General features: G+C 70.0%; 26 protein-coding genes and 1 riboswitch. Of the genes, 17 read left to right on the top strand and 9 right to left on the bottom strand.

All coding sequences use genetic code 11. The features are described 5' to 3' along the window. Window positions 1-509 precede the first annotated feature (509 nt). The 7 genes from AB0D04_RS02430 to AB0D04_RS02400 all read left to right on the top strand — a co-directional run bounded on the left by AB0D04_RS02430 (window position 510) and on the right by AB0D04_RS02400 (window position 8,549). On the top strand, window positions 510-1,757 hold the full coding sequence (locus AB0D04_RS02430) for a histidine kinase (RefSeq protein WP_362698467.1): 1,248 nt from the start codon (window positions 510-512) through the stop codon (window positions 1,755-1,757). After that, complete coding sequence (locus AB0D04_RS02425) at window positions 1,754-2,470, top strand: response regulator transcription factor (protein ID WP_362698464.1); 717 nt, start codon at window positions 1,754-1,756, stop codon at window positions 2,468-2,470. Before AB0D04_RS02430 ends, AB0D04_RS02425 begins: the two co-directional genes overlap by 4 nt. 143 nt (window positions 2,471-2,613) lie before the next feature. Then, window positions 2,614-3,819 carry a MerR family transcriptional regulator gene (locus AB0D04_RS02420; protein ID WP_362698461.1) on the top strand — a complete coding sequence of 402 codons (1,206 nt, stop codon included), beginning with the start codon at window positions 2,614-2,616 and terminating at the stop codon, window positions 3,817-3,819. Then, window positions 3,812-4,531, top strand: a complete 720-nt coding sequence (locus AB0D04_RS02415; protein WP_362698458.1) for a hypothetical protein — start codon at window positions 3,812-3,814, stop codon at window positions 4,529-4,531. The genes AB0D04_RS02420 and AB0D04_RS02415 overlap by 8 nt, the downstream gene beginning before the upstream one ends. Before the next feature lie 112 nt (window positions 4,532-4,643). Further along, window positions 4,644-6,203, top strand: coding sequence for a serine hydrolase domain-containing protein (locus AB0D04_RS02410; RefSeq protein WP_362698455.1), 1,560 nt, complete (start codon window positions 4,644-4,646; stop codon window positions 6,201-6,203). A 138-nt stretch (window positions 6,204-6,341) separates the two neighbouring features. Continuing rightward, window positions 6,342-7,481, top strand: coding sequence for an aminotransferase class V-fold PLP-dependent enzyme (locus AB0D04_RS02405; protein ID WP_362698777.1), 1,140 nt, complete (start codon window positions 6,342-6,344; stop codon window positions 7,479-7,481). A gap of 312 nt (window positions 7,482-7,793) precedes the next feature. Continuing rightward, entirely contained in the window at window positions 7,794-8,549 is a 756-nt protein-coding gene (locus tag AB0D04_RS02400; protein ID WP_362698452.1) for a helix-turn-helix domain-containing protein, read from the top strand. A gap of 152 nt (window positions 8,550-8,701) precedes the next feature. Here AB0D04_RS02400 and AB0D04_RS02395 read toward each other — a convergent pair whose 3' ends face one another. Next, on the bottom strand, window positions 8,702-9,154 hold the full coding sequence (locus AB0D04_RS02395) for a GNAT family N-acetyltransferase (RefSeq protein ID WP_362698449.1): 453 nt from the start codon (window positions 9,152-9,154) through the stop codon (window positions 8,702-8,704). Between the two features lie 46 nt (window positions 9,155-9,200). After that, entirely contained in the window at window positions 9,201-9,689 is a 489-nt protein-coding gene (locus AB0D04_RS02390; RefSeq protein WP_362698446.1) for a MarR family transcriptional regulator, read from the bottom strand. Between the two features lie 133 nt (window positions 9,690-9,822). Here AB0D04_RS02390 and AB0D04_RS02385 point away from each other — a divergent pair, with 133 nt between their 5' ends. Further along, on the top strand, window positions 9,823-11,043 hold the full coding sequence (locus AB0D04_RS02385) for an MFS transporter (protein WP_362698443.1): 1,221 nt from the start codon (window positions 9,823-9,825) through the stop codon (window positions 11,041-11,043). Between the two features lie 139 nt (window positions 11,044-11,182). Next, the gene (locus AB0D04_RS02380; RefSeq protein ID WP_362698441.1) at window positions 11,183-11,629 is read left to right on the top strand and encodes a heme-binding protein; all 447 of its coding nucleotides are present in this window, start codon (window positions 11,183-11,185) and stop codon (window positions 11,627-11,629) included. A gap of 16 nt (window positions 11,630-11,645) precedes the next feature. Here AB0D04_RS02380 and AB0D04_RS02375 read toward each other — a convergent pair whose 3' ends face one another. Continuing rightward, window positions 11,646-12,152, bottom strand: coding sequence for a DUF2269 domain-containing protein (locus tag AB0D04_RS02375; protein WP_362698438.1), 507 nt, complete (start codon window positions 12,150-12,152; stop codon window positions 11,646-11,648). Between the two features lie 139 nt (window positions 12,153-12,291). Here AB0D04_RS02375 and AB0D04_RS02370 point away from each other — a divergent pair, with 139 nt between their 5' ends. The 3 genes from AB0D04_RS02370 to AB0D04_RS02360 all read left to right on the top strand — a co-directional run bounded on the left by AB0D04_RS02370 (window position 12,292) and on the right by AB0D04_RS02360 (window position 16,170). Beyond that, complete coding sequence (locus tag AB0D04_RS02370) at window positions 12,292-12,927, top strand: HAD-IB family phosphatase (protein ID WP_362698435.1); 636 nt, start codon at window positions 12,292-12,294, stop codon at window positions 12,925-12,927. A gap of 449 nt (window positions 12,928-13,376) precedes the next feature. Further along, window positions 13,377-15,230, top strand: coding sequence for a globin domain-containing protein (locus tag AB0D04_RS02365; protein ID WP_362698432.1), 1,854 nt, complete (start codon window positions 13,377-13,379; stop codon window positions 15,228-15,230). A gap of 49 nt (window positions 15,231-15,279) precedes the next feature. Further along, entirely contained in the window at window positions 15,280-16,170 is an 891-nt protein-coding gene (locus AB0D04_RS02360) for a pyridoxamine 5'-phosphate oxidase family protein (protein WP_362698429.1), read from the top strand. Between the two features lie 51 nt (window positions 16,171-16,221). Here the strand turns inward: AB0D04_RS02360 and AB0D04_RS02355 are convergent, their stop codons facing one another. The 5 genes from AB0D04_RS02355 to AB0D04_RS02335 all read right to left on the bottom strand — a co-directional run bounded on the left by AB0D04_RS02355 (window position 16,222) and on the right by AB0D04_RS02335 (window position 20,048). Further along, window positions 16,222-16,701 carry an NUDIX hydrolase gene (locus AB0D04_RS02355; RefSeq protein WP_362698426.1) on the bottom strand — a complete coding sequence of 160 codons (480 nt, stop codon included), beginning with the start codon at window positions 16,699-16,701 and terminating at the stop codon, window positions 16,222-16,224. Between the two features lie 73 nt (window positions 16,702-16,774). Next, window positions 16,775-17,674: a LysR family transcriptional regulator gene (locus AB0D04_RS02350; RefSeq protein ID WP_362698423.1), complete on the bottom strand. Its 900-nt coding sequence runs from the start codon at window positions 17,672-17,674 to the stop codon at window positions 16,775-16,777. Between the two features lie 220 nt (window positions 17,675-17,894). Continuing rightward, window positions 17,895-19,025, bottom strand: a complete 1,131-nt coding sequence (locus AB0D04_RS02345; RefSeq protein ID WP_362698420.1) for a cystathionine gamma-lyase — start codon at window positions 19,023-19,025, stop codon at window positions 17,895-17,897. After that, entirely contained in the window at window positions 19,022-19,567 is a 546-nt protein-coding gene (locus tag AB0D04_RS02340; RefSeq protein ID WP_362698417.1) for a low molecular weight protein-tyrosine-phosphatase, read from the bottom strand. Before AB0D04_RS02340 ends, AB0D04_RS02345 begins: the two co-directional genes overlap by 4 nt. Window positions 19,568-19,670: 103 nt before the next feature. After that, window positions 19,671-20,048 (bottom strand): phage holin family protein, encoded by a 378-nt coding sequence (locus AB0D04_RS02335; RefSeq protein WP_362698414.1) that lies wholly within the window; start codon window positions 20,046-20,048, stop codon window positions 19,671-19,673. 50 nt (window positions 20,049-20,098) lie between these two features. On the opposite strand from AB0D04_RS02335, the gene AB0D04_RS02330 reads away from it, so the two are divergent. From AB0D04_RS02330 to AB0D04_RS02315, 4 genes are all read left to right on the top strand, one after another. Beyond that, on the top strand, window positions 20,099-20,416 hold the full coding sequence (locus AB0D04_RS02330) for a cupin domain-containing protein (protein ID WP_362698411.1): 318 nt from the start codon (window positions 20,099-20,101) through the stop codon (window positions 20,414-20,416). 207 nt (window positions 20,417-20,623) lie between these two features. Further along, on the top strand, window positions 20,624-20,848 hold the full coding sequence (locus AB0D04_RS02325) for a DUF5326 family protein (RefSeq protein WP_362698408.1): 225 nt from the start codon (window positions 20,624-20,626) through the stop codon (window positions 20,846-20,848). A 260-nt stretch (window positions 20,849-21,108) separates the two neighbouring features. After that, a complete protein-coding gene (locus tag AB0D04_RS02320; protein ID WP_362698775.1) occupies window positions 21,109-21,927 on the top strand; it encodes an IclR family transcriptional regulator C-terminal domain-containing protein in 819 nt (272 codons plus the stop codon). A 104-nt stretch (window positions 21,928-22,031) separates the two neighbouring features. Next, entirely contained in the window at window positions 22,032-22,454 is a 423-nt protein-coding gene (locus AB0D04_RS02315) for an SsgA family sporulation/cell division regulator (RefSeq protein ID WP_362698405.1), read from the top strand. Window positions 22,455-22,498: 44 nt separating this feature from the next. Here AB0D04_RS02315 and AB0D04_RS02310 read toward each other — a convergent pair whose 3' ends face one another. Further along, entirely contained in the window at window positions 22,499-23,863 is a 1,365-nt protein-coding gene (locus tag AB0D04_RS02310) for a YibE/F family protein (RefSeq protein ID WP_362698402.1), read from the bottom strand. 70 nt (window positions 23,864-23,933) lie between these two features. Further along, window positions 23,934-24,090: riboswitch (TPP riboswitch) on the top strand. On the opposite strand from AB0D04_RS02310, the gene thiC reads away from it, so the two are divergent. Then, window positions 24,085-25,887, top strand: a complete 1,803-nt coding sequence (thiC, locus tag AB0D04_RS02305; protein ID WP_362698399.1) for a phosphomethylpyrimidine synthase ThiC — start codon at window positions 24,085-24,087, stop codon at window positions 25,885-25,887. Its footprint overlaps the riboswitch before it by 6 nt. The last annotated feature ends 109 nt before the right edge of the window (window positions 25,888-25,996 follow it).

Genomic DNA, 25,996 nt, shown 5'->3' with positions numbered 1-25,996 from the left:
GCCGCCGGGGTGCCGAGATCGACGCCAACTTCGTGGGACGGGGGCGGCATTGGACGGGACGTCATGGTGAGAGACCGCTGGTCAGAGCGGTGCCAGATGGGGCAGGCGGCGAGGCCCGGCACGGCTGGTCAGGTCCCTCACTCGATTGCCCGCTCGTCTCTGACGAGTCCACGGACGCTCCAGCAGGCGGCCGGGCACGCTCGTGAGGGGGCGTCAAGCCCCGGCCGAGGATGCCCCACACGCTGATTGCGGCCATGGGGCGGGAGGCAACGTGGCCGCGGGATTCACCAGCGTCAGGAGGGCCGGTGCAGGCCATTCGGGAATCCCGAGTGGTGATCGTTGCATTGGGTACCGGCGCACACATCTTCACGATGAGGAAATGGCGAAGTCCCGGAAATCGGGAGGCCGTTCTGGCTCTTTCGGGGGAGGAATGCGGTGCGGCCGGCTGCCATCATCGGGCCGTGCGCAGAATGAATCGCCCGCTTTTCGGCAGGGCCACGAAACGAGGCATGACAGGCTGGAGCCACGCGTTCCTCGGAGCGGTGCTGGGCGTGGTGCCGCTGGTGACTGCGCTGCTGTTCGCGCCGCCGGCGTGGCCGACCGCGCTGCGGATCGTGGGCTTCACGCTCGCGCTCGCGGCGGTGATCGTGGCCATGGCCTGCCCCCGCGCGGCGCGTCGGGGAAGCGTGCGGCTGGCCAATCGCCTGCTGGGGGCCGAGTTGCCCGCTCCGCTGGAGCTCCGCGCCGGGGAATCGCCCGGAGGCCGATGGGTCAACAGGCTTCGTACGGCGGCGTGGTTGGTGGCGCATATGGCGCTGGGCGGGGTGGTGACGGGGCTGACGGGTCTGCTGATGTTCACTGCCGTCACCTTTGCCTCGGTCTGGATGAGCGGCGGAGGCACCGTCGACGCTTTGGGGCAGCCCCTCACGGTGGACTCCGGGCTGCCGGGCCTGTGGGCATGGGGCGCCGTCGCCGGATGCCTGGCGGTGATCGTGGCGGTCTGCGCCGGCGCGGCTGCCGCACTCCGGCTGCTCGCACTGGTCTTCCTCGACCACCGTCCGGCAGAGCGGCTGGCCGCCGTCGAGGAACGGATGCGTCAGCTGGCCCTGCACAACCGGCTGGCTCAGGAGCTGCACGACTCCATTGGACACACCCTTACGGCGTCGACCATCCAGGCCGCCGTGGCCGGGGAGCTGCTGGAGCGCGATCCGGACGCGGCGCGCCGGGCCCTCAGCAGCATCGAGGAGACCTCCCGCGCCGCGATGGACGACCTGGACCATGTGCTCGGCGTCCTCCGGGAGGGCCGTTCGCCCCGAGCACCGCAGCCCACGCTGGGCGACCTCGGCCCCTTGGTGGAGCGGGTCCGGCGGGCCGGCGCCGAGCTGAGCGTCGAGACCTTGGGCGCGGTGGACCGTATACCGGCCACCGCTTCCCGGGAGGCGTACCGGATCGTTCAGGAGGGGCTGACCAATGCCCTGCGATACGGCACGAAGACGGGGGTTGTGCTGAAGGTCGCCGAACAGGACGGCTGGCTGACGGTGGAGCTCACCAACCCCGTTGATTCCGGTGCCGGTTGCTTCCGGTCGGGCGACCGGCGGGGGCAGGGGAACGGCCTGGCCGGGATCGCGGAGCGGGTGCGGCTGCTGCGCGGTGAGATGTCCGCCGGAACAACGCAGAGCGGGGACGGCGAGGGAGATGAGCAGGGCGGCACACGCTGGCGCCTCCTGGCCCGGATTCCGCTGCGGTCGGCGCCATGAGCCTGGCGAACGCCGCGAACGCAGCCCCGGACGGGCCGGATGCGGCCATGGACGCACCCGTGAGCGTGCTCATCGCCGACGACGAGGAGCTCACCCGTACCGGGCTGCGGGCGCTGTTGTCGGCCAAGACCGACCTGGATGTGGTCGGCGAAGCCGCCGACGGCGCGGACGTGCTTCCGCTGGTCATGCGGCTGCGGCCGGACGTCGTACTGATGGATGTACGGATGCCCCGGGTGGACGGCATCGAGGCCACCCGGCGGTTGCGGGCCGAGCTGTCCGATCCCCCCAAGGTCGTGGTGATCACCACGTTCGAGAACGACGAGTATGTCTACGACGCCCTGCAGGCCGGGGCCGGCGGATTCGTCCTCAAACGCGCGCCGGCGCAGCAGATCGCACACGCCATCCGGCTGGTCGCCACCAGCGACTCCGTGCTGTTCCCCGAGGCGGTCCGACGGCTGGCCACCAGCCGCCCCGTACGTCGCGATGCCGCCCGCAAGCTGGCCGCACTCACCCGCCGCGAGACCGACATCCTGCGCCGGATGGCGAAGGGCCTGACCAACCAGGAGATTTCCGCCGAGCTGATGGTGAGCCTGGAGACCGTGAAGACCCACGTAGGCAATGTGCTGGCCAAGCTCGGCGCCCGGAACCGTACCCAGGCCGTGATCCTGGCGTATGAGTCGGGGCTGGTGGGGCCGGGGGCGAGCGGCCCGTAACGCGGCGTCCGATGCCGGTCGGATGGTGTGGTCGATGGCTGTGAGGCTGCGCCGCGTGGCAATTTCTTCGGCAGATGCTGTAAATGATCTTCCGCGGCGAGGTCTTTGACCTTCAGGTTGGTTGAAGCCCGACAATCCCGCTCATGGATGACGGTCAAGAGCTGTTGGGGATCGGCGCATTTGCGCGGCGAGTGGGGCTGGCGCCGAGTGCGTTGCGGTTCTACGACGACTGCGGGGTGCTGCGGCCGGCCCGGGTGGATACGGCGACGGGATACCGGTTCTACGGGGCTGGGCAGACGGCCCGGGGCGTGCTGCTGAGACAGCTTCGGGTGGCGGGGCTGCCGTTGGCGGATGTCGCGGTGGTCCTGGACGGGTCTCAGGACGAGGCGCGGGACGTGCTGCGGGCGCATCTGGAGCGGACGCGGCGTACGGCGGATGAGGCGCAGGCCATGGTGGAGGGCTTGCTGCGGGAGGTGAAAGGGGACGCCGGGTCCTGCTGGGTACGGGCCCGCGTCGACGGTGCCGAGCTTGCCGGTGCGGTGCGGCAGGTGGCGCCCACTGCGGCGGTCGGGGCCGCGCGCGAGGAGTTCCCGGTGCTGGGATGTGTGCTGCTCGAACTCATCGACGGCGAGGTGCGGCTGGCGGCCACGGACCGCTACCGGCTGGCCGTGCGGGTGCTGCGGACCGCGGACTTCGAAGGCGGGCCGGGCAAGGCGCTGATCGGAGCGGAGACGGCCCGGGGCCTGGCGGAGTGGGCGGTACGGCAGATGAACGTCGAGGTGGAGTGCGGGGCGGGGGTGGTGGATGCGGGGGGCTCGTCGGGGCTCCGGTTCCGGGGCGTTGTGGAGGGGGAACGCGGGGAGCACCCTCAGGAGTGGGTGCAGAAGCGGGACGAGGGACAGGGCCGGGACCCGAGGCCGGATCCTGAGGCGTTTCCGGACTACCGGCTGATGCTGGAGGGACTGGAGGCCTGGCGGTACCGGGTCGTCGTCGATCGGGGCGGGCTGCGGGACGCGGTTGCCGGGCGGGGCGGCGTGGTGTCGCTCGCCATGGGAGCGGGGCACGGCGGTGAGCGGGACCTCGAGGTGGCGGGCGGGGAGCGGGAGCCCGTTCGGCTGCGGGCGGTGTTTCACGTGAAACATGCGGAGGCGCCGCGGATCGCCTTTGACCCGGCGGTTCTTGTACCTGCGCTGGAGGCCGGGGTCGGGCCCGATGTGCTGCTGGAGATCTCCGCGGCGGACCGGCCCGTGGTGGTTCGCTCCGCCGACCAGGGGAGTTTTACGACGCTGGTGATGCCGGTGAGTGAACGGGCCGATGGTCGTACGCACGCCGGGCGCGCCCATGACTGACGAGGGGAACCAGGGGATGGATCCGGAACTGCCGGTCGTACGGCTGTGTGTGGCGGGCATGCAGGCTGAAGCGGACGGACGTGCCGATGCGGCATACGAACTCTTCCAGCAGGCCTGGGACGTGGCCGCTGACGACTACGAGGCCTGCATCGCCGCGCATTACCTCGCGCGGCACCAGAACTCGCCCGAAGAGACGCTCCGCTGGAACCAAGAGTGCCTGGACCGGGCCGACCGGGTGGCGGACGAGCGGGTGCGGGGGTTCTATCCCTCGCTGTACCTGAACATGGGGAAGGCGTACGGGGAGCTGGGGCTCCCAGCCCTGGCGTATGGGTATTTCGTACGGGCCGCCGAGCGGGTGGATGAGCTCCCCGAGGGCCAGTACAGGGACTGGAACCGGTTTGCGATCGCGGAGGGGCTGCGGACCACGGCGCAGGGGACGTCAGCGGTCGGGACCGAGGGCGAGTCCGCGGCGCGGCGGTCCGTAGAGGAGGGCGTCGATGCGAGCATCCGGGCGCTGCTGTCGCAGTGGTGCGCACGGGCCGATCTCACGGCGCTGGGGCTGACACTCCCTGTCTATCTCGGTTACCTGGGGACGGACGAGGACCGGATGCGGCTGCGGACCGCGCTGCACATGGTGCATGCGGCGCGTCGGCTGCCGGAGGACGAGCAGAGCACGCTCGGCGCGGTGATCGGGGCGGCTGCGTTGCGGTGATGAGGCGGGTGGCGGGGCGTTATGGCCTCGCGTGCCGGGCGGTGGTCGCGAGAAGGTGATCCGCGGTGGGCAGGAGCACGCCCGCCAGTCGCATCGGCCGTTGAGGAGCACCATGACCATCGCCGCTTCCGCCGCGTCCAAGACACCCGAGTGGCCTGAGTCCGGCGCGGGAGATTCCGGGACTCAGGAGACCGAGGCGCTGCCCGAGCCGCGTGCGGGCGAGCCGGGGCCCGCGGCCGTCCGGACGGGGGCAGCCGACACCGGTGAGGCGTATGCCGAGCTGCTGCCCGAGACACGGCGGGCGCTGCTGCGCCGGCTGGCGGTCGGGCAGGCCGAGGGGCGGGCACCCTCGATGATGGGTGCGGTCGTCCGCGACGGCCGGACGGTGTGGACGGGAGCCAGGACCTCGGTGCCTGGGGAGGTGCCGCACGGCGATGTGCAGTACCGGATCGGCTCGCTCACCAAGACCTTTGTCGCGGTGATGGTCCTGCGGCTGCGGGACGAAGGACTGCTGGGGCTGACGGACCCGATCGGCAGGTATCTGGAGGGGACCCCGGTGCCGGATGCGACGGTCGCTCAGCTGCTGGCGCACAGTTCGGGGCTGGCGGCGGAGGCGCGGGGGCCGTGGTGGGAGCGGACCGCGGGCGACCTGCGGCCCGAACCGGCCGATCTCTTCGGCGAGCGACCGCAGCGCCTCCCGGCCGGACAGCGGCACCACTACTCCAATCCCGGCTACGCCCTGCTCGGCGGGCTCGTCGAACGGCTGCGGGGCGGCGAGCCGTGGGGCGAGGTCCTGCGGCGTGAGGTGCTGGAACCACTGGGCATGGCGCGTACGACGCTGCACCCCGAGATGCCACACGCGGGCGGCTGGGCGGTACACCCGTGGGCCGATGCGATGCTGCCCGAACCGGCCCAGGACACCAGGCTGATGGGCCCGGCGGGACAGCTCTGGTCCACGCTGGAGGACCTGTGCCGGTGGGCGGCGTTTTTGTTGCGGGGCGATGAGCGGGTGCTCGCCGCGTCGAGCGTGGCCGAGATGCGGACCCCGGCCGTGCCGCCCGAGGGGGACGGCTGGGATGCGGGCTACGGCCTGGGGTTGCAGCTTGTACGGACGGATCCACGGCGGACCGGCGGAGAGGGGACATCGGGCGGGCGCCGGCTGGCCGGGCACACCGGCTCCATGCCGGGTTTTCTGGCGGCCCTGTGGGTGGACGCAGAGGAGGACGTCGCCGGGATCGCACTGGCCAACTGCACCTCGGGGCCCGCGGTCGGGGGCATCGGGGCGGATCTCCTGGAGATCGTGGCCGATCGTGAGCCGCGGATTCCGGAGCCCTGGCGCCCGTTGGCCGGGCCGCTCGACCGGGAACTGCTGGCGCTGACCGGGCCGTGGTACTGGGGCGCGCGGCCGTTCGTGCTGCGGCTGACGGCGGAGCGCGGGCTAGAGCTGACACCGCTGTCGGGCGCCGGGCGTGGCTCGCGTTTCCGGCCGGAACCGGACGGCAGCTGGACCGGCCTGGACGGCTACTACGCGGGCGAGACGCTGCGGGTGGTACGCGCGGACGACGGTTCGGTCAGCCATCTGGACCTGGGGACCTTTGTCTTTACCCACGGCCCGTACGAGCCCGCAGACCCGGTGCCGGGCGGCGTCGATGCGGAGGGCTGGCGGGTCTGAGCGGCCTGGCAGGACCGGGCCGGGGCCGGGGCCTGTACGGCGCGGGTGTGGTCGGCGGACGTACAGTCGAGCGAAATGTCAGGAGCCGCACCGGAGCGCGCGGCTCGCAACCCCTGGAAGGCTCGCCCTGTGACTGCCGTGTCCGACCCGACCGCGACCCTTGCCGCCCCGGACCTGCTCGACCTGCCGCCGCTCACCGCCGCCCACTTCGCGCGTATCGAGGACAAGGTCGCCGCACTGATGGGCACCCGTTGCGACGTCGTGGCGATGCAGGGCGAGGCGCTGCTGCCGCTGGAAGCCTGCATCCGCTCGGCCGTACGGCCCGGCAGCACCGCGCTCAACATCATCACCGGTCCGTACGGCGAGACCTTCGGCGGCTGGCTGCGGTCCTGCGGTGCCGAGGTCGTCACTCTCACCGCGCCGTTCACGGGTGCCGTGAGCCCCCAGCAGGTGGCGGACGCGTTGCAGGAGCACCCGGAGATCGACTTTGTGAGCCTGGTGCATGCCGAGGCAGCGACCGGCAACACCAACCCGGTCGCCGAGATCGGCGCCGTGGTGCGCGAGCACGGGGCGCTGCTGATGCTCGACGCGGTCGCATCCGTCGGTGCCGAGCCGCTGCTCACCGATGAGTGGGGTGTGGACCTGTGTGTGATCGGAGGGCAGAAGGCGCTGGCCGGGCCGGCCGGTGTTTCCGTGGCATCGGTCAGCGCCCGCGCCTGGGAGCGGATCGTGGCCAACGAGCAGGCGCCGCGGCGCTCGTACCTCTCGCTGCGGGACTGGAAGGAGCGCTGGATCGACGGCGGCCGTACCGCCCTGCCCCACGCTCCGGCGCAGCTGGAGATGCTCGCCCTGGAGCAGGCCGTGGACCGCATCCAGGCCGAGGGGCTGGACGAGGTCATTGCGCGTCACCGTGCGGCGGCCGCGGCGGTCCGGGCGGGCGTACAGGCGCTGGGCGGGCCGGTGCCGTATGTGATCCGGGACGAGGACGCGGCGCCGGCCGCGACGACGCTGCGCGCACCGCAGGGACTGGATGCTCGCGAGGTGGTGTCCGCCGCGCTCGCTGCCGATGGCTCGGTGCCGGTGCAGGCCGCCGCGGGCGCGCTGGCCAAGGAAATGATCCGGGTGAACCACTACGGCCGCGCCGCGGACCAGGGCATGGTGCTGGCCTCGCTGGCGGCGCTGGCCGTCGGCCTGCGGGCGTTGGGCGCAGACGTGGACGAGGACGCGGCGGCCGGGGCGGCGGGCGCGGCGTGGGATGAGGTTGTCGCCGCACGCTGACGGGCGTGGGGCACTGCTGACGTCGGCCCGGGGCCGGCGGAGGCGATGGGGTGGGTCATGTTTCACGTGAAACGGGCCCACCCCTTTCGCGTTGGCCCGTGGTCCACGGCCGTGTTTCACGTGAAACACGGCCGTGCATCCGCGCCCGGCCCCGTTCCATGGCCCGGCCCCGTGCCGTGCTCCAGCCGGTGCCGCGGCCCGGCGGGGCCTCCGCACCCCCCTCACAGGCCCCTCGTAGAATCGGAATGAACGGCCCGGTTGATTTCCGGGTGTGCTCCACGGTCGAGTCGGGCGGTCTCAGGAGGCGTACGGATGGCGGGCGGCGGGCCGGTTCCCTCTCGCGCGGATGCCCGGCGCAATCGTGCGCTGGTGCTTCAGGCGGCTCGATCCGCCTTTGAGGAACAGGGGTTGGGGGTCCCGCTCGGCGAGATCGCGCGGCGTGCCGGTGTGGGCGCGGGGACCGTGTATCGCCATTTCCCTTCCAAGGAAGCCCTGTTCAGGGCGGCTGTCGTGGACCGGGTACAGCTTTTCACCGATACGGCAAGGGACTTGGCCCTTGCCGAGGACGCCGGCGGGGTGTTCTTTCGCTTCCTGGCATCGGTGGTTCGGCTCGCCGCGCAGAACAAAGCGCTGTGCGATGCGCTGGAGGCGCCGGGCGAGGTGGGTACGGAGGTAACGGCGGGGCCCGAGCGGGACTTTGCGGAGGCCCTGGACGTACTCCTGGTGCGGGCTCAACAGGCAGGCGCTGTACGGCCGGACGTGGAGTTGGGCGATGTTCGCGCGGTGCTGGTCGGGTGCATGTCGATGGAGCGGCGGCGGTCCGGCACAGGAGGCGCGGCGGGGGCGCCGGGCCGGATGACAGCGCTGATGTGCGACGGGCTGCGGGCGGGCCGCACCGTAACGAAACTGCCGACGAAGGCTGCCGGCCGTAACGAAACCAGGTGTGAGGTGTGTGACGGGCCGGTCGCCGCGGCCCGTACCGGCCGGCCCGCGCGCTACTGCGGTGCGGCCTGCCGGCAGAAGGCGCACCGGGCACGAGCGCGGGAGCGCGCCGGAAGCGACCGGTAGCGCCGCGCCCCCAAGCACAGACCCCAGCCCACAGACCCCAGCCCACAGACCCCAGCCCACAGACCCCAGCCCACAGACCCCAGCCCACAAGCCGCAGCCCACAAGCCCCGGGCAAGAAGCCGCAGGCCCAGTAACTTCCGGCCCAGCAGCCTTCACAGCAGAAGCTTGAAGCCCAGGTGGGAAGCCTCGAAGCCGAGGCGCTCGTAGAAGCGGTGGGCGTCGATGCGGGTCGCGTCGGAGGTGAGCTGCACCAGAGCGCAGCCGAGTGCGCGGGATTCCTCGATCGCCCACTTGATGAGCTGGGTGCCCAGGCCGCCGCCCCGCTCGTCGGCGTGGACCCGTACACCCTCGATGAGCGAGCGCGCGGCGCCGCGGCGGGAGAGGCCGGGGATGACGGTGAGCTGGAGAGTGCCGACCGTACGGCCCTCGCGCACCGCGACGACCAGGTGCTGCTGGGGATCGCTGGCGATCGCGTCGTACGCGGCGCGGTAGGGCGTCGGGTCGTCCGGCGACTCACGGGTGGCGCCCAGTGGGTCGTCGGCCAGCATCGCGATGATGGCGGGCAGGTCGGCCTCGGTCGCGCGGCGTATCTCGATATCGCTCATGCGCGGGACCCTACGCGCCGCCCGGGAGCCGACGGCCGTCTCCGCGTTACGCCGACGGCGCGAGCGTCTCGACGGCCGTGACCAGCGGCGCCAGCTCGGGGCGCTTCGCGGCGTCCCGAAGGGCCTCGCGCAGCGCGCTGTCATGCGTCGGCCGTGCCTCGTCCAGGAGAGCGAGCCCGTCCGGCGTGACGTTGGTGTAGATGCCGCGCCGGTCGTCCGGGCACAGATAGCGCTCCAGCAGCCCGCGCTCCTCGAGTCGGGTGACCAGCCGGGTGGTGGCGCTCTGGCTGAGTACGACGGTGTCTGCGACCTGGTTCATCCGCAGATGACCGCCCGGCCCACTGTGCTGCTCGCTGAGCACATTGATGACCGAGAACTCACGGACGCTGAGGTCGTGCCCGGCCTGGAGCGCGCGCTCGATGTGCGACTCGATACGGCCGTGCAGGGCGGAGAGCGCGCACCAGCCCTGGGCAAGCCCACTGCCGGGTGTCCGTGCGGCTGCCGCCTGCGGCGTCGCCTGCGTCTGCTGCGTCATCGGAGACCTCCTCATGGGTCGTACGAACCAGGATAGGACACTTTCGAAATAGCCCGCGCTTGCAAGTAAAGCGCGTCTGCAATTATTGTGGGCGCTTGTTAGCGACGGACGCAATCATTTGAAGGGATCCGTCATGCCTCTCGCACTCCTGGCGCTCGCGATCGGCGCCTTCGGGATCGGAACGACCGAGTTCGCGGTCATGGGCCTGTTGCCCGACATGGCGGCCGGCTTCGGCGTCTCCATCCCGCTCGCCGGATACGCGACCACCCTCTACGCCATGGGTGTGGTGGTCGGAGCGCCGCTGATGACCGCGCTCGGCACGCGGTTCACCCGCAAACAGATGCTGATGCTGCTGATGGGTCTGTTCATCGTCGGCAATCTGCTGACGGGCCTGGCCCCGAACTTCGGGCTCATGCTGGCCGGGCGGATCGTCGCCTCGTTCACCCACGGCGCGTTCTTCGGCATCGGTGCCCTGGTGGCCGCCGACCTCGTCGCGCCCAACAAGCGCGCCACTGCCATTTCGCTGATGTTCAGCGGCCTCACCGTCGCCAACGTCGTGGGTGTCCCGGCGGGCACCTTGCTCGGCCAGCAGTTCGGCTGGCGGACGACGTTCTACGCCGTCGCCGCGCTCGGTGTGCTCGCCCTGCTGGGCGTCGTCAAGCTCGTCCCCGCGCAGCGGGCGAAGGCGGCCGCGCGCATCGGCAGCGAGCTCGCGGTATTCCGCAACCCGCAGGTCGGTCTCGCGATGCTGATGACCGTCCTCGGCTTCGGCGGCGTCTTCGCGGCCGTCACCTACCTCGCCTCGATGATGACCGAGGTCACCGGCTTCGCCCCGTCCTCCGTCATCTGGCTGACGGCCGTCTTCGGTCTCGGCATGGTCGGCGGAAACCTGATCTCCGGCCGCTTCACCGACCGCGCCATGATGCCGATGCTGTACGTGGCGCTGACCGGCCTGGCCGTTGTGCTGGCCGCGTTCACCTTCACCGCGCACAACAAGGCCGCCGCCACCCTCACCATCGCGCTGATCGGCTTCTTCGGCTTCGCGACCGTGCCACCGCTGCAGAAGCGGGTGATGGACCAGGCCGCCTCGGCCCCCACCCTCGCCTCGGCGGGCAATATCGCCGCCTTCAACTTCGGCAACGCCCTGGCCGCTTGGCTCGGCGGGCTCGTCATCTCGGCCGGGCTCGGCTACACCGCGACCAATTGGGTCGGCGCGCTGATGACCGTCGCGGCGCTCGGTGTGGCGGTCTTCGCCTCGGCACTGGAGCGCCGGACAGCGAGCCGCAGCCAGGTCGTGGCCGGCGGCGGGCCCGGCGCGGTCACCGACCAGCCGGTGGCCAGCCAGGCCGCGTAACCGACGAAAACCATCCGAACCATCCGAACCAACTGAACCAACTGAACCAACTGAACCAACTGAACCAACTGAACCAACTGAACCAACTGAACCAACTGAACCACCGCACCAACGCACAGCCCCTCAAGGAGCACCCCCCATGAGCACCACCACGCCCGCAACCACCACCCCCACCGTCCGTTCCCTCACCACCCGCGACGCCGACGCGCTCATCGAGGCCGCCGTACGGGCCGCCGACGGCCTCGGCGTCCGGGGCAGCGTCACCGTGCTGGACGCGGGCGGCCACCTGCTCGGCTTCCGGCGGGACGACCAGGCCGTGCTGATCTCCGGCGAGACCAGCACCCGCAAGGCATGCACCGCGCTCCAGCTGGACGCGCCGACCGCCGACCTCGTCGATCTCGTACGGCCCGACGGGCTCTTCCACACCCTGCCCACTGGGCTGGACCGGCCGCTGCTCTTCATCGCGGGAGGGGTGCCGCTCCACCGGGACGGTCGGCTGATCGGCGCGCTCGGCTTCGGCGGCGGTGCCCCGGAGCAGGATCACCGGATCGTCGCCGCGACGGCGGCAGAGGCAGGGCTCGCCTAGAGGCGATGAGGCTCCACTAGGCCGACTGCGCCCGGCGGCGCAGTCGGCTGCCGCGTTTGGTCGGGCCCCAGGGCTTGAGCACGGAGACGGCGGTGATGAAGACGTAGGTGGCCGTCGCGACCGACGGCGCCACCAGCAGGCCGACGTCGGTCGCGGGGGCACCCGCGGCGGCCTGCGCCGCAAGGTGGTCGATGCCCGGCCGGAGCGAGAAGACCGAGAGCAGCACGGTGACCAGGGTCAGCCAGAACTTGACGTGGACCCAGTGGTGGCGGGCCAGCCCCCATGGCGTACCGAGGGCCAGCACCAGCCCGCTGACCAGGGATATCAGTGCAACCGGGAGGACCAGCCAGTCGCTGAAGATCTTCATCGCCCGGTAGGCGACCGCCGCCATATCAGGGGAGGCGGTGGTGTAACCGGTGATGCTCAGGGCGAGCAGCCCGAGCGTGAGCCCGAGCCAGCTGACGGAGACGGCGACATGGACGACGAGGACGGCCCGGCGGGCGGGGCGGCTGAGCTGTGGCATGCGCTCCACGGTGGCGGGCGGCGCCGCGCGGTACATCTGACGGCGGGAGTATCCCCGCGTACGCGGCGTTGAGTACGGCGAGAGTGCGCGATGCGCCCGGCCGGAGCGCGCCGAGCCCCTCCCAGGTACCCTCCGCCGCATGACCAAGCTGCATGTGTTCGACATGGACGGGACCCTGCTGTACGGGTCCGCGGCCGCCGTCGAGATCTCCCGGCAGCTCGGGCTGGACCGGGAGATCGCCGAGTTGGAGCGCGGCTTCCTGGCGGGCGAGCTGGCACCGGCGCGGTTTGCCCAGCTGGCAGCCGATTTATGGGCCGCCGAGCTGACCGAAGCTCACCTCGCGGCGGCATTCGACAATGCGCCCTGGCTGGCCGGGATCCAGGAGGTCTGGGCGGACATTCGTTCACGTGGCGAACGGTGCGCGGTGATTTCTCTGTCGCCGGACTTCTTCGTCGAGCGGCTGCTGGCCTGGGGTGCCGACGCGGCGCGCGGCTCGCGCTGGCCTGCGGTGCCGATCCGTCAGCCGGTGGAGCCGGCCGGGATCCTCACCTCGGCGGCGAAGGTAGCGATCGCGGATGAACTCTGCGTGCAGTACGGGCTGACGCGCGCGGACTGCGTGGCATACGGCGACTCAATGTCGGACACTGACCTGTTCGCGGTGGTTCCGGCATCGGTGGCCGTCAATGCGGACCACCATGTCGGTGACGTCGCCTCATATACGTATGTGGGGCGTGATCTGCGCGAGGCATATGAACTGGTGCGTACCGGCCGGTAATTAGGAGCTTTCTACGGCGGCATTCGTCCATGGTAAGGGCGGAAAATGCGATCTGTGGGGAGTCTCACTGTTATCGGAGGAGGCGCGCTGAGTGTTCCCAGATCAGGGCTTGTGGTTTCAACCGGTGCCGGTATGGTCGAGTCCGGCTTGGCGGGGCGAGTGCTTCCGCGGGCGCGTGAGGGGCGTGCAAGCCCGCCAGCCTACCGGTGAAGCCGCCCGCGACGACCGAACTTCCGGCTATTTGTCCGATGTGCTGAGTCGGGGTGGCATGCTGCCGAGTCAGTGTCCACGTAGATTGCCGCAGGGAAGTGAGGTTTGTCAGCTTGGGGGGATGTTGCCGGAATAGCTTGACACGATGAAGAATTCCGGGGCAGGGCGGGGGAATTCCGGGCAGTTCCGATCAACGGAAGTGCGAAGACAACCGAAAGACGTTCGAGGCGAGGCAGACCATGGACGCTCCGACCACCACATCGGCCGATAACGGCTCTTCTGGCGGCAGCAGTGGCAATTGGGGTTGGTTCACTCCGCCGTCGAAGAAGTCCCCCGAAGATCAGCAGGACCGCCACTCCAGCCAAGAGGCGCCGAGCGGCCAAGGCGGTCACGGTGATCAGGACGATGCCCGTGGCCAGGAGGAGCAGGACAGCCGGATACCCAGCCGGCCGGTCAATCCGATCCGACCGGTAGGCACCGCTGCCGAGCGTGAGCGCGTACCGGAGCCGCGGCAGGAGGCCCCGCGGCGGCAGGAGACCCCACTTCGGCAAGAGCCTCAGCCGCAGCAAGAGCCTCAGCCGCGGCAACAATCGCAGCCGCTGCGGGAGACCCGGCCGTACCCGGAGCCCCAGCCGCGACCGGAGCCTCGCCAGTACCAGGACCACCGGCCGTACCCGGAGCCCACGCCCTACCAGGACCACCGGCCGTACCCGGAGCCCACGCCGTACCGGGAGCCCGAGCCCGTACACGAGTCGGCACGCGCCACACCTGCCACCCCGGAGCCCGCCGCCGAGTCCGCCCCCCGTGCCTTCTTCGCTCCGCCGGAGCGCCAGGCCGAGCCCCGGCCGGAACAGCGCGCGCAGCAGCTGCCACAGCAGACCGCCGTACGCCGTCCCGCCCCAGAGCCCACCCTGGACGCGGTGGAAGCAGCCGCATCCACCGAACCTCCCGCCTCCCCCGACGCGATACTCATCCGTCGCACCATGGCGGAGATCGAGCCGGTCGCCGACAAGGTGACCTCGTACTTCTATGCACTGCTGTTCGTCCAGCATCCCGATCTGCGGGCGCTGTTCCCCGCCTCGATGGACACGCAGCGCGACCGGTTGTTCAGGGCGCTGCTCACCGCAGCCAAGCATGTCGACGACGCCGATGTGCTCACCGACTACCTCTCCCATCTCGGCCGCGGTCACCGCAAATACGGCACCCTCCCCGACCACTACCCAGCGGTCGGCGAGTGCCTGCTCAGCTCGCTCTCGCGGTATGCGACGTCCAGTTGGAGCGAGGAGACCGAGGCCGCGTGGGTGCGCGCGTACACCGCGATCTCGCAGATCATGATTGACGCGGCCGCCGAGAACGAAGCGGTCGCCCCCGCCTGGTGGCAGGCCGAGGTCGTCTCGCACGAGTTGCGGACGCCGGACATCGCGGTGGTGACGGTCCGTCCCGACCAGCCGTACCCGTTCCTCGCCGGGCAGTACACCAGCCTGGAAACCCCCTGGTGGCCGCGGGTCTGGCGGCACTACTCCTTCGCCTCGGCGCCCCGCTCCGACGGCCTGCTCTCGTTCCATGTCAAGGCGGTCCCGGCGGGCTGGGTCTCCAACGCGATGGTGCACCGCGCCCGCCCCGGTGACGTCATCCGCCTCGGTGCCCCGGCCGGCTCGATGACCGTCGACCACACCACCCGCAACGGCCTGCTGTGCGTCGGCGGCGGCACCGGCATCGCCCCCATCAAGGCGCTGGTCGAGGATGTCGCCGAGCGCGGCATCCGCCGCCCCGTCGACGTCTTCTACGGCGCCCGCAGCGACCACGACCTCTACGACATCGACACCATGCTGCGCATGGAGCAGGAACACCCCTGGCTCTCGGTCCGTCCGGTGGTCGCCAACGGGCCGACGGGCCGCGGCGGCGCGAGCAGCGTGACCGGTCAGCTCCCGGACGCCGTACGCCAATACGGCCCCTTCGTGGCGTACGACGCCTATCTTTCCGGCCCGCCCGGACTGATCCGCAGCGGCGTGGACGCGTTGATGGGGGTCGGCATCCCGACCGACCGCATACGGCATGACTCCATAGAAGAGCTGGTCTCGGCAGGAGATTGAGGTCTTGGCAGCACAGGGCGAATTCGGTTGGACAGGGGACGAACGGGGCATGCGCGGGCAGCGCCCCGGGAGCGACGGCGAGCACTTGGTGCAGCAGAGACTCGGCACGACCGAGCGCGCCGACCGTTTCTACGGTGACCAGGTCCTGGACCATCTCAATGTCCGGATGCAGGAGTTCGTGGCCCGGCAGGAGATGTTCTTCCTGGCCACCGCCGACCGGCACGGCGAATGCGACTCCACCTTCCGCGCCGGGCCGCCCGGCTTCGTCCAGGTGCTGGACGAGCGGACGCTGGCCTACCCGGAATACCGTGGCAACGGTGTCATGGCGTCCATCGGCAATATCTCGGAGAACCCGCGGCTGGGCATCCTGATGATCGACTTCGCCCGTGACCGCATCGGGCTGCACATCAACGGCCGGGCGCGGGTGGTGCTGGACGAGGAGATGCGGGCCGGCCGTCCCGATCTGCCGGTCGACCCGATACCGGGGCGGCGCGCGCAGCTGTGGGTGACGGTCGAGGTCGAGGAGGCGTACATCCACTGCGCCAAGCACATCCCGCATCTGCAGAAGGTCCCGGCGCGGGAGCGCGGGGCGCGGGCGTGGGGCACGGACGACTTCAAGCGCAAGGGCGGCGACTTCTTCGGCGCCGCGGCCGAGGCGCCGGGGCGTCCGCCCTTCCAGCGCACGGAACACAAGAACGAGCATCTTCGGGGCGGGCTGCACGAGGACACGTACGAGCGGCACGAGGCTCCATACGGCGGCCACGAGGACGCCTACGGCCGGCACGAGGACGGCCGCGAGCGGGCGGTGACGCCCATGCGGCGCAGCTTCGCGGAGCAGCTGAACGAGGAGTTCCTCGACCGGGTCGAGCAGGTACTCGCCCAGGCGCAGCCGCGGCGGCCCGCGGAGGACGATCCGGAGTTCCGCGGGTGGTTCGCCTGAACCGGACGGCGTGCACCGCCGATTTTCCCCGGTCACCCTCCGCTGTCGGCCTCAGCCCAGGTCCGGTGCGTGCATCGCCCGTACGCCCTCGATGTTGCCGTCGAGATAGTGCCGCAGCGACAGCGGTACGACCTCGACGGAGGCGATCCCGACCCGGGTGAAGGGCACCCGCACGATCTCGTAATCCCCGCACGGCTCCTCGACCTCGGGGCCGTGCCGGCGGGTGGGGTCCATCGAGTCCAGTCGGCAGACGAAGAAGTGCTGCACCTTCACCCCGTCCACCCCGCCGTCGCTGAAGTGCTCGACGGTGTCGACGAAGACCGGCACCACGTCCTTGACCTTGGCGCCCAGCTCTTCGTCCAGCTCGCGGTGGAGGGCGTCGATGACGGTGGCGTCCTCGGGCTCCACGCCGCCGCCCGGAGTGATCCAGTACGGGGCCCGGCCCGGCTTCGTGCGCTTGATCAGAAGGAGATCCGCGCCGTCGAGCAGAATCGCGCGGGCGGTGCGTTTGACGACTGGCCGTACGGTCATAGAGGACAGATGCCGCAGTGATGGGTCGGTGAAACCCGCGCCCGGCATCGCGCTGGGCCCGGTGCTCCCCCGTTCACCAGCCCACGGCCGTCCGCAGCAGCCACTCATGCGCCCGCGCGATATGCGGCAGGCCGAGCGTTCCGGTCCGTACGGCCAGGAAATACGTGCGCAGCGGGGGTACCACCGGGTCGAGGAGCGCGACGATCTCGCCGCTGTCCAGCGCGTTGGTGCACAGGTAGCGGGGCAGTACGGCGAGCCCCGCGCCCGCCGTGACACAGCCCAGCACCGCACGCAGATCGGCGGCGATGACGGCGGCGGCGGCGGCCGCGGGCTTGGCATCGAAGACTGCCGACCAGTAGCGGGTGATCAGCGGGAGGCTCTCATGGACCTCGACGAGTGGTACGGGATCCAGCGCGCGCACGCCCCGGACCTGGAGGACCGCTGGGCCGCCCAGCCGGGCGGCCCAGCGTGGCGCGGCGACCAGCACATGTTCCTCGTCGCACAGCGGCGTTGCGGTCAGCAGGCCGCCGCGCGGCCGGACGGTGGTGACGGCCAGATCGTGGTGGCCGGCGGCGAGACCGCTCAGCAGCTCCTCGGCGGGGCCGAAGGCGGCGCGTATGGACAGGCCCTGGGCGATGAGCGGGGTCAGTGCGGGGAGCGCGCGTTCGGCGGTGAACTCTGGCGGCCCCGCGAGATGCAGGGTGCGGGCGACGGAGTCCGCGTCCAGGCCGGCCTCGGTGATCTCGGTGAGCGCGTCGAGGTGCGGGGCCACTTTGTGGGCGAGCTCGTCGCCGATGGTGGTGGCGGTGACGCCGCGCGCGTTACGCAGGAAGAGCGGGCGGCCCAACTGGCGTTCCAGCGTCCGGATCTGGCTGGTCACGGCGGGCTGGGAGAGCCCGAGCAGCACCGCGGCGCGGGTGAGGGAACCGGCCCGGTGCACCGTGACGAAGGTACGCAGCAGCGTCAGATCCATCGCGTACCTCCTGCGCCCCTCGGAAGCCTGGTCGCGGGCCAACTATAAATTGGTCGATAGGGATGTGTCGCTAGCGTGATTGGACACTGACGCTCAGTCAACTAGCCTTGTTGAAGTGGGTAGTTTCACGTGAAACACCGCGGCGGTTGGTTTCACGTGAAACACCGTGGCCGGCAGGGTGACGAGGGGGGATACCCTGCCGGCCGGTTCCGTTTCGGGTTCAGCTCTTGAGCTGTGCCGCATCCAGCGCCTGTACGACGTCCGCGATCAGATCTTCCGGCTCCTCGATGCCGACCGAGAAGCGGATGAACCCCTCGGGCACGGCATCGCCGCCCCAGCGGGCCCGACGCTCGGCGGTGGACCGTACGCCGCCGAAGCTCGTCGCATCGTCCACCAAGGTCAGCGCGGCCAGGAACCGCTCCGCATGCGCCTTGTCGGGCAGTGTGAAGGACACGACGGAGCCGAAGCGGCCGGGGCGCATCTGCGCTGCGGCCAGTGCATGGGACGGGTCGGAGGGCAGGCCGGGGTGGCGCAGGCCGGTGATCTCGGGGCGGCCGGCCAGTGTCTCGGCGAGGAGCAGGGCGCCGGCGGCCTGCTGGCGGACGCGCACTGCGAGGGTGGCGAGCGAGCGGTGGGCGAGCCAGCTCTCCATGGGCCCGGGAATCGCGCCAACGGTCTTGCGCCAGAGCCGTACGGCATCGGCCAGCGCGGCGTCGCGGGTGCAGGCATACCCGAGCAGAATGTCGCCGTGGCCGCTCAGGGCCTTGGTGCCGCTGGCAACCGAGAAGTCGGCGCCGAGGTCCAGCGGGCGCTGGCCGAGAGGGGTGGCGAGGGTGTTGTCGACTGCGACCAGCGCGCCGCGGGCGTGCGCGGCGTCAGCCAGCCGCCGGATGTCGCAGACGTCGAGGCCGGGGTTGGAGGGCGTCTCGATCCACAGCAGCCGGGCACCGTCCAGCACATGGAGCTGCGCGTCGCCCGCGGTCGGCGCGGTACGGACCTCGATGCCGTAGCTCTCCAGGCGGTCGCGGACGGCCGGCAGCAGCTGATAGCCGTCATTGGGCAGCACCACCGCGTCACCGGTGCGCAGTTGGGAGAAGAGGATGGCGGTGATCGCCGCCATGCCCGAGGCGAAGGCGACGGTGTGTGCGGGCTCCTCCGGCGATTCGAGCTCGCCGATGGCCTGTTCCAGATGGGTCCAGGTCGGATTGGCGTCGCGGCCGTACGTATAGGGGCCGGTGGCATCGCCGGGGAGGTGGAAGTGGGCCGCGAAGACCGGACCGGGGAGGGACGGTTCGTAGGCTGCGGGCTCCGGAAGCCCGGCCCGTACGACGCGCGTGCCGTCGCCCGTCATGTGTTCTCCTTCGTCCCCGGGGTGCTGAGCGGGAGGGGTTCTTCGGTGTGGAGGGTGGTGCGGACCGCTTCCAGGAGGCCGTCGCCGGCCTTCTCGATCATCTCCAGGCACTCCTCGAAGCCCTCGAATCCGCCGTAGTACGGATCCGGCACATCGAGGCCGGTCTCCCCGGCGGGCGCCGCGTCGGCCGCGTAGGAGCGCAGCAGACGGACCTTGGCGGCGTCCTGCGCGGTGGGGGCCATGCGGCGCAGCGCGCGCAGATGGCCGGAGTCGAGCGCGATCACCAGGTCCCGCTCGGTGAACCAGGAGGCGTGGAACTGCCGGGCGGTGTGGGTGTGTTCATAGCCGCCCGCGCGCAGTACGGCGACCGTGCGCGGGTCGGCTCCGTGGCCCTCGTGCCAGCCGCCGGTGCCCGCGCTGTCGACCTCGACCAGGCCGTCGAGGCCTTCTTCCGCGATACGGGAGCGGAAGACGGACTCGGCCATCGGCGAGCGGCATATGTTGCCGGTGCAGACGAAGCAGATGCGGAAGGGGGCATTCACGAGGGTCGGTCCTTGTCGGGGCGGGAGGCGGTCGAGCGTCGTCGGATGGGTCGGTGGTCGGCCGTTTGTTGGCCGTTTGTTGGCCGGGCGGGGCCTGGGGCGGTCAGTCGTTGTCGGGAAGGATCATGTGCATCGCCCAGGAGACGACGGAGATGATCACGCCGCCGAGCGCTGCGGTCCAGAAGCCGTCCACCCGGAAGGCCAGATCGAATGAGTCGGCGAGGACGGACGTCAGCAGCAGCATCAGTGCGTTGACGACCAGAGTGATCAGTCCGAGGGTGAGGACGAACAGGGGGAAGGACAGCAGCTTCACCACCGGCTTGACGATGAAGTTGACCAGCCCGAAGATCAGCGCGACGAGGATCAGCGTGAGTATCTTGCGGCCGGTGTTGTCGCCGGTGAGCGTGATGTCCTTGAGCAGCCAGATGGCCACGGCAAGCGCCGCGGCATTGGCGATCGTCTTGACCAGAAAATGCTTCATGGTGAGATCGTCGCAGACGACTCTCTGAATCCTCGAGGGGTGCGAACGGCATGAAGGCCTTCAGACTGGATGAACTGGAAGCGGAGAGAGCTGCAAACGACGGCGCGTATCTGCAGTTCCTCCAGGAGCGCAACATGTCGGCCGGACTGTACGCGCTGGCTGCCGGCAGCACCGATCCGCAGCAGCCGCACGCCCAGGACGAGGTGTATCTCGTGGTCAGCGGCCGGGCGGCGATCACTGTGGGAACGGAGACGCAGTCGGTGGCGCGCGGCAGCGTGGTCTATGTACCGGCCGGGGTGCCCCATAAGTTCCACCACATCAGCGAGGACCTCAGGGTGATGGTTGTCTTTTCTCCGCCTGAGAGCTGAGGGCGGGGCCCCGAACCCGTAAGGGTCGGGTCAGGGGAGAGCCAGGGCCGGGGAGCCCCCACAGCCGCCTTCGGCGTCCTAGCATCGAGGTGAAGGGGACGGGAGACGCGACGCGGCGGCCGCGAAGGCTGCGGACGGTGCCACGGACGTGACAGGCCGACGCGACAGACCGACGCGACAGAACGACAGAGAAAGCAGGGCAGAGCAGTGGCTGGTAAGGGGATACTCGCAGGACTTCCGTGGTGGGTCACGTGGGTCGTGGTGCCCGTCATCCTGATCGTGGTGTTCGGCGGACTGATCGCCACGGCGGTCGGCTTCCTGATCGGTCTGCTGTTCAAGATCCTGATAGCGGCAGCCCTGATCGCCGGAGTCATCTATCTCGTGCGCAGGTTCAGCGGATCCTCGTCGTCCTCGTCGAAGGGCGACTGGTAGGTCATCGGCCACCGGCCACGGGCAGGCACCTGCCGGCCCGGCCGACGCCGTCCGATTGCCGTCCGATCTCCGTCCGAACACCCGTCCGACGACGCCCTGCTCCGGCCCAGGAGTGGGGCGTCGCGCGTTCCCCGGACGCACGTGTGGCATCACGTAATGCCCTTTCCGGTCATGACGTGCGCCAGGTGAGTTAACCCGTCGGCTTTCGCCGTACCGGCCGGATCACCGCGGCTAGAGTGCGGATCGCAGATGTCTTCCGGATGACGGCATTCCGGAAAACAGCGGGTCCTGGGGGGTTGGCGTTGGCAGTCGGGAACGGCGAATCCGCTTCTCAGCCCACCCTGATCGGATCGGTGCAACGCGCACTCCGTCTCCTGGAAGCAGTCGGCGCCCACGCCGACGGGGCGCTCGCAAAGCAGCTCGCCAGGGAGACCGGACTCCCGCTCCCGACGACGTATCACCTGCTGCGCACCCTGACCCACGAGGGCTATCTGCGCCGGGAGAACGGCGTCTTCGTCCTGGGTGAGGCGGCCGAGGCCATCGGTCAGGCGGGGGCGCGGCGCCGGCAGCGCACCCATATCGCCGAGGCGCTGGCACTTGCGGGCCGGGAGTTGAGGGCCGCCGTCTACTTCGCCGTCTACCGGGAGGGTGAAGTGGAGGTGGTGGCCGTCACCGACGACCCCGAACGCCCGCCGGTCGAGGAGTGGGTGGACTTCCGTACCACGGCACATGCCCATGCGATGGGCCAGTGTCTGCTCGCGCAGCTCGACGACGAGGCCCGGAGGGAGCATCTGGCGCGCTATCCCGTGCAGTCCGTCACCCCGTTCTCGGTACGGACTGAGGACGATCTGCTGCACCGCCTGGACACGGTGCGTCGCGGCCATGTCGCGTATGACCAACAGGAATATGCCTTGGGCACGGTGTGCTCCGCGATCCCCGTACAGGTCGGTTCGGCGGCCGCGGCGCTGGCCCTGTCCCTTCCCGTCCACGAACTGCATCGATTGCGGACCGTGACAGAACAACTACGAACAATGGCGGAGGCGACACTAACGACACTCGCGTTCTCTATCAGTATCTGAAAACTCACTCCTTGTGATCTGCTTGCACGTGACAGACGATGGCGTCAATAGGGCTTGTGGGGATGTTTCCCGGCCATCTCCGATCAATTGCGGGGCAGTGGTTGATGACCGACACCGTTCAGGCAGAAGTGATCATGAGTTTCCTCGTTTCCGAGGAGCTCGCGTTCCGGATCCCGGTACAGCTGGATTTCGACATCGCCGATCCGTTTGCCGTCCGTTTCACCTTTGATCTCCCCGGCGATATGCCTGTGACCTGGGTATTCAGCCGTGAACTGCTGCTGGACGGGCTCGGCCGGCCGTCCGGTGAGGGGGATGTACGCATCGAGCCGGCGTCCGCGGACCACCTCGGCGACGTCTTCATCAGCCTCCAAGTGGGCGCCGAGCGGGCCCTGTTCCGGGCCGGCGCGCCGCCGCTGGTGGCCTTCCTGGACCGTACGGACCGGCTGGTCCCGCTCGGCGAGGAAGAGGTGTGCGACACCCTGGAGGCCGTGCTGGACCGGATCCTCACGGAGGCGCCGGCGGGCTGACCTCGCTCACGTTCACCGCTTACGGCCACCATCCCTCACGGCAATCACCGCTTACGGCGCCTGCCGCGCGAGCCGTGCCGTCCGGACCGGCCACCCTCGGCGGCAGGCGACGTCGCCGAGGCGGACCCCGGCGTGCCCTGTTCCCGGCGGTCCGCGGAGACCACCAATGCCGCCAGCAGCGTCGTCAGCGGCACCGAGGCGACCAGTCCGATGCTGCCCACCAGCGTGCGCACGATCTCCTCCGCGACCACCTCGCTCGTGGCGACCGTGCCGACGCTGCTCTGCGCGATCGAGAAGAGCAGGAGCAACGGCAGCGCCGCGCCCGCATAGGCCAGTACGAGGGTGTTCACCACGGACGCGATGTGATCCCGGCCGATCCGCATCGCCGCACTGTAGAGCTTGCGCCAACCCGCCGACGGATCCGCCTCCTTGAGCTCCCACACCGCGGCGGTCTGCGTCACCGTCACATCATCGAGCACACCCAACGACCCGATGATGATCCCTGCCAGCAGTAGGCCGCGGATCTCGATGCCCGGGTAGAGGCTGTGGACCAGTCCGGTCGTGTCGTCCGTATTGCCGGTCAGCAGCGCCCACCCGATGAACACCGAGCCGAGCAGGCTGATCAGCAGCAGCGAGGCAAGCGTGCCGAGCACCGCCACCGAGGTACGGGCCGTCAGGCCGTGGCACAGATAGAGCGCGATCAGCATGATCGCGCTGCCGCCGACCACCGCCACCACCAGCGGATTGGAGCCCTGGAGGATGGCAGGGAGGATGAACAGCGTCAGAACGACGAAGCTGGCCGCCAGCGCCACCAGTGCGAGCACCCCGCGCAGCCGCCCGACGATTACGACCGCAAACGCAAAGATTGCCGCCAATACCCACATCGGGAACGTCCGGTCGACATCGCTGACCGAGTACTGGAGATCCTTCGGGGCCTTGGGGGAGTACGTCACCACCACGTCCTGGCCGGTCGTGTAATGCCGCAGGGTGTCCGGCGTCACCACTGTCCGGAAGGTGCGCCCGGCGTTCTTTCCCGTGGTGACCTTGATCGTCGCCTGCTCGCAGTCCTTGCCCTGCGCCGCTCCCCCGGGCGGCGGCTGCCCCTGCGGCCCTGGTGGCTGCGGCTGCTGCTCCGCGTGTACAGCGGCACAGTTCACCTCCTCGACCTTGATCACCCGGGCCTGCTCGGTGGGCTGGTCGAAGCCGACCCCGGACGGTTTGTGCGATGGCGCGCCGCCCGGCCACAACACGACCAGGCCGATCACGACCGCTGCCGCGAACGGGATCAAAACCGCCGCGATGACTTTGCGCAGATGGCGGGAGACGGGCGAGGCAGGCCCGTGGCTGTGGGCGTGTGAGTGCGCCACGGAATGCTGAGGGGGCTCGAGTGAGGGCTCGGATGGGTGCACGGCACGATCATTGCAAGAACTCTGGGGCCCCCTGTTCACTCCGCCACATGGGCCGCTACCGTGGTGGCACCTTTGCAATCGCGGGAGCTCGGAGCACCGGGCTGAGAGGGCGCTGACCTTCGTCCCAGCGGCGTTTCACGTGAAACGTCGGCGGACGGAAGCCGCTGCGTCGACCGCCGAACCTGTTACCGGGTAATGCCGGCGTAGGGAGTTGGGTCTTTATGACTCTGCAGGATGCACGCACGCCCGAAAACCGTGCCAACGGCAGCGAGAACGGCGACGGCGGTCAGCCGCTGACCGGCTGGCACAAGGGCTATGTCTCCGGTTCGCGGCCCGACCTCCGGGTCCCGGTCCGGAAGGTGCACCTCACCAACGGAAAGGACGTGACGCTCTACGACACGTCCGGGCCGTACACCGATCCGAACATCGACACCGACGTCCGCCGCGGCCTCGCGCCGCTGCGGGAGAACTGGATCATCGCCCGCGGCGACACCGAGGAGTACGCGGGCCGCCCGATGCGGCCGGAGGACGACGGCCTCAAGCACACCTCACCGCGCGGTGGCCTCAAGAATCTCGACGCGGTCTTCCCCGGCCGTCCACGCCAGCCGCGCCGCGGCCGGGGTGGCGCCGCGGTGACCCAGCTCGCCTATGCCCGGCGCGGCGAGGTCACCGCGGAGATGGAGTACGTCGCTCTCCGCGAGAACGTCAGCCCCGAGTTCGTACGGGACGAGATCGCGGCCGGCCGCGCCGTACTGCCGTCCAACATCAACCACCCGGAGATCGAGCCGATGATCATCGGCAAGAACTTCCTGGTGAAGGTCAACGCCAACATCGGCAACTCCGCTGTCACCTCCTCCATCGAGGAGGAGGTGGACAAGATGACCTGGGCCACCAAGTGGGGCGCCGACACGGTCATGGACCTCTCCACCGGCCGTAACATCCACACCACCCGCGAGTGGGTGCTGCGCAACTCCCCCGTCCCCATCGGCACCGTTCCCCTCTACCAGGCGCTGGAGAAGGTCGACGGCAAGGCCGAGGAGCTGACCTGGGAGATCTACAAGGACACCGTCATCGAGCAGGCCGAACAGGGCGTCGACTACATGACGGTGCACGCCGGTGTGCTGCTCCGGTACGTCCCGCTCACGGCCCGCCGTAAGACCGGCATCGTCTCCCGCGGCGGTTCGATCATGGCCGCGTGGTGCCTGGCGCACCACCAGGAGTCGTTCCTCTACACCCACTTCGAGGAGCTCTGCGAGATCCTCGCCTCCTACGATGTCACCTACTCGCTCGGCGACGGCCTGCGCCCCGGCTCCATCGCGGACGCCAACGACGAGGCCCAGTTCGCGGAGCTGCGTACGCTCGGCGAGCTCAACACCATCGCCAAGCGGCACGGCGTCCAGACGATGATCGAGGGCCCGGGACATGTCCCGATGCACAAGATCAAGGAGAACATCGACCTCCAGCAGGAGATCTGCGAAGAGGCCCCGTTCTACACGCTCGGCCCGCTGACCACCGACATCGCGCCCGCCTACGACCACATCACGTCCGGTATCGGCGCCGCGATGATCGCCTGGTGGGGCACTGCGATGCTCTGCTACGTCACGCCCAAGGAGCACCTGGGCCTGCCCGACCGTGACGACGTGAAGACCGGCGTCATCACGTACAAGATCGCGGCCCATGCGGCGGACCTCGCCAAGGGCCACCCGGGCGCCCAGGACTGGGACGACGCCCTCTCCGACGCCCGCTTCGAGTTCCGCTGGGAGGACCAGTTCAACCTGGCCCTCGACCCGGACACGGCACGCTCGTTCCATGACGAGACGCTGCCTGCCGAGCCGGCGAAGACGGCTCACTTCTGCTCGATGTGCGGCCCGAAGTTCTGCTCGATGAAGATCAGCCGGAGCATCACCGAGCAGTTCGGCGGCGAGAAGGACGCCACCCCCGAGGAGGTCGAGGCGGGGATGCTGGAGAAGTCCAAGGAGTTCGCAGCGAGCGGGAACCGGGTGTACCTGCCGCTGGCGGACTGACGTCCGCAGGCGGACCGGCATGCGCAGGAACTGGCGCTGCTCGGGGCTGAACGCCCTGTGGCAGCGCCAGTTTTCGCGCAGGCTCACCAAGCTCCCGGAGGCAGCCGTA

It is taken from the genome of Streptomyces sp. NPDC048483 (assembly GCF_040651455.1).
In the GTDB taxonomy this organism is placed as follows: Bacteria; Actinomycetota; Actinomycetes; order Streptomycetales; family Streptomycetaceae; genus Streptomyces.
This window is presented reverse-complemented; position numbering and strand designations above follow the sequence as displayed.

What these genes read in the sequence shown, in the direction of transcription:
- AB0D04_RS02420 (WP_362698461.1), top strand. Translation starts at nt 2,614, where the DNA reads ATGGATGACGGTCAAGAGCTGTTGGGGATCGGCGCATTTGCGCGGCGA.
- AB0D04_RS02335 (WP_362698414.1), bottom strand. Translation starts at nt 20,048, where the DNA reads ATGAAGCATTTTCTGGTCAAGACGATCGCCAATGCCGCGGCGCTTGCC.
- AB0D04_RS02365 (WP_362698432.1), top strand. Translation starts at nt 13,377, where the DNA reads ATGGACGCTCCGACCACCACATCGGCCGATAACGGCTCTTCTGGCGGC.
- AB0D04_RS02400 (WP_362698452.1), top strand. Translation starts at nt 7,794, where the DNA reads ATGGCGGGCGGCGGGCCGGTTCCCTCTCGCGCGGATGCCCGGCGCAAT.
- AB0D04_RS02360 (WP_362698429.1), top strand. Translation starts at nt 15,280, where the DNA reads ATGCGCGGGCAGCGCCCCGGGAGCGACGGCGAGCACTTGGTGCAGCAG.
- AB0D04_RS02315 (WP_362698405.1), top strand. Translation starts at nt 22,032, where the DNA reads ATGACCGACACCGTTCAGGCAGAAGTGATCATGAGTTTCCTCGTTTCC.
- AB0D04_RS02375 (WP_362698438.1), bottom strand. Translation starts at nt 12,152, where the DNA reads ATGCCACAGCTCAGCCGCCCCGCCCGCCGGGCCGTCCTCGTCGTCCAT.
- AB0D04_RS02370 (WP_362698435.1), top strand. Translation starts at nt 12,292, where the DNA reads ATGACCAAGCTGCATGTGTTCGACATGGACGGGACCCTGCTGTACGGG.
- AB0D04_RS02330 (WP_362698411.1), top strand. Translation starts at nt 20,099, where the DNA reads ATGAAGGCCTTCAGACTGGATGAACTGGAAGCGGAGAGAGCTGCAAAC.
- AB0D04_RS02410 (WP_362698455.1), top strand. Translation starts at nt 4,644, where the DNA reads ATGACCATCGCCGCTTCCGCCGCGTCCAAGACACCCGAGTGGCCTGAG.
- AB0D04_RS02350 (WP_362698423.1), bottom strand. Translation starts at nt 17,674, where the DNA reads ATGGATCTGACGCTGCTGCGTACCTTCGTCACGGTGCACCGGGCCGGT.
- AB0D04_RS02395 (WP_362698449.1), bottom strand. Translation starts at nt 9,154, where the DNA reads ATGAGCGATATCGAGATACGCCGCGCGACCGAGGCCGACCTGCCCGCC.
- AB0D04_RS02425 (WP_362698464.1), top strand. Translation starts at nt 1,754, where the DNA reads ATGAGCCTGGCGAACGCCGCGAACGCAGCCCCGGACGGGCCGGATGCG.
- AB0D04_RS02345 (WP_362698420.1), bottom strand. Translation starts at nt 19,025, where the DNA reads ATGACGGGCGACGGCACGCGCGTCGTACGGGCCGGGCTTCCGGAGCCC.
- AB0D04_RS02380 (WP_362698441.1), top strand. Translation starts at nt 11,183, where the DNA reads ATGAGCACCACCACGCCCGCAACCACCACCCCCACCGTCCGTTCCCTC.
- AB0D04_RS02385 (WP_362698443.1), top strand. Translation starts at nt 9,823, where the DNA reads ATGCCTCTCGCACTCCTGGCGCTCGCGATCGGCGCCTTCGGGATCGGA.
- AB0D04_RS02390 (WP_362698446.1), bottom strand. Translation starts at nt 9,689, where the DNA reads ATGACGCAGCAGACGCAGGCGACGCCGCAGGCGGCAGCCGCACGGACA.
- AB0D04_RS02430 (WP_362698467.1), top strand. Translation starts at nt 510, where the DNA reads ATGACAGGCTGGAGCCACGCGTTCCTCGGAGCGGTGCTGGGCGTGGTG.
- AB0D04_RS02320 (WP_362698775.1), top strand. Translation starts at nt 21,109, where the DNA reads ATGACGGCATTCCGGAAAACAGCGGGTCCTGGGGGGTTGGCGTTGGCA.
- AB0D04_RS02415 (WP_362698458.1), top strand. Translation starts at nt 3,812, where the DNA reads ATGACTGACGAGGGGAACCAGGGGATGGATCCGGAACTGCCGGTCGTA.
- thiC (WP_362698399.1), top strand. Translation starts at nt 24,085, where the DNA reads ATGACTCTGCAGGATGCACGCACGCCCGAAAACCGTGCCAACGGCAGC.
- AB0D04_RS02355 (WP_362698426.1), bottom strand. Translation starts at nt 16,701, where the DNA reads ATGACCGTACGGCCAGTCGTCAAACGCACCGCCCGCGCGATTCTGCTC.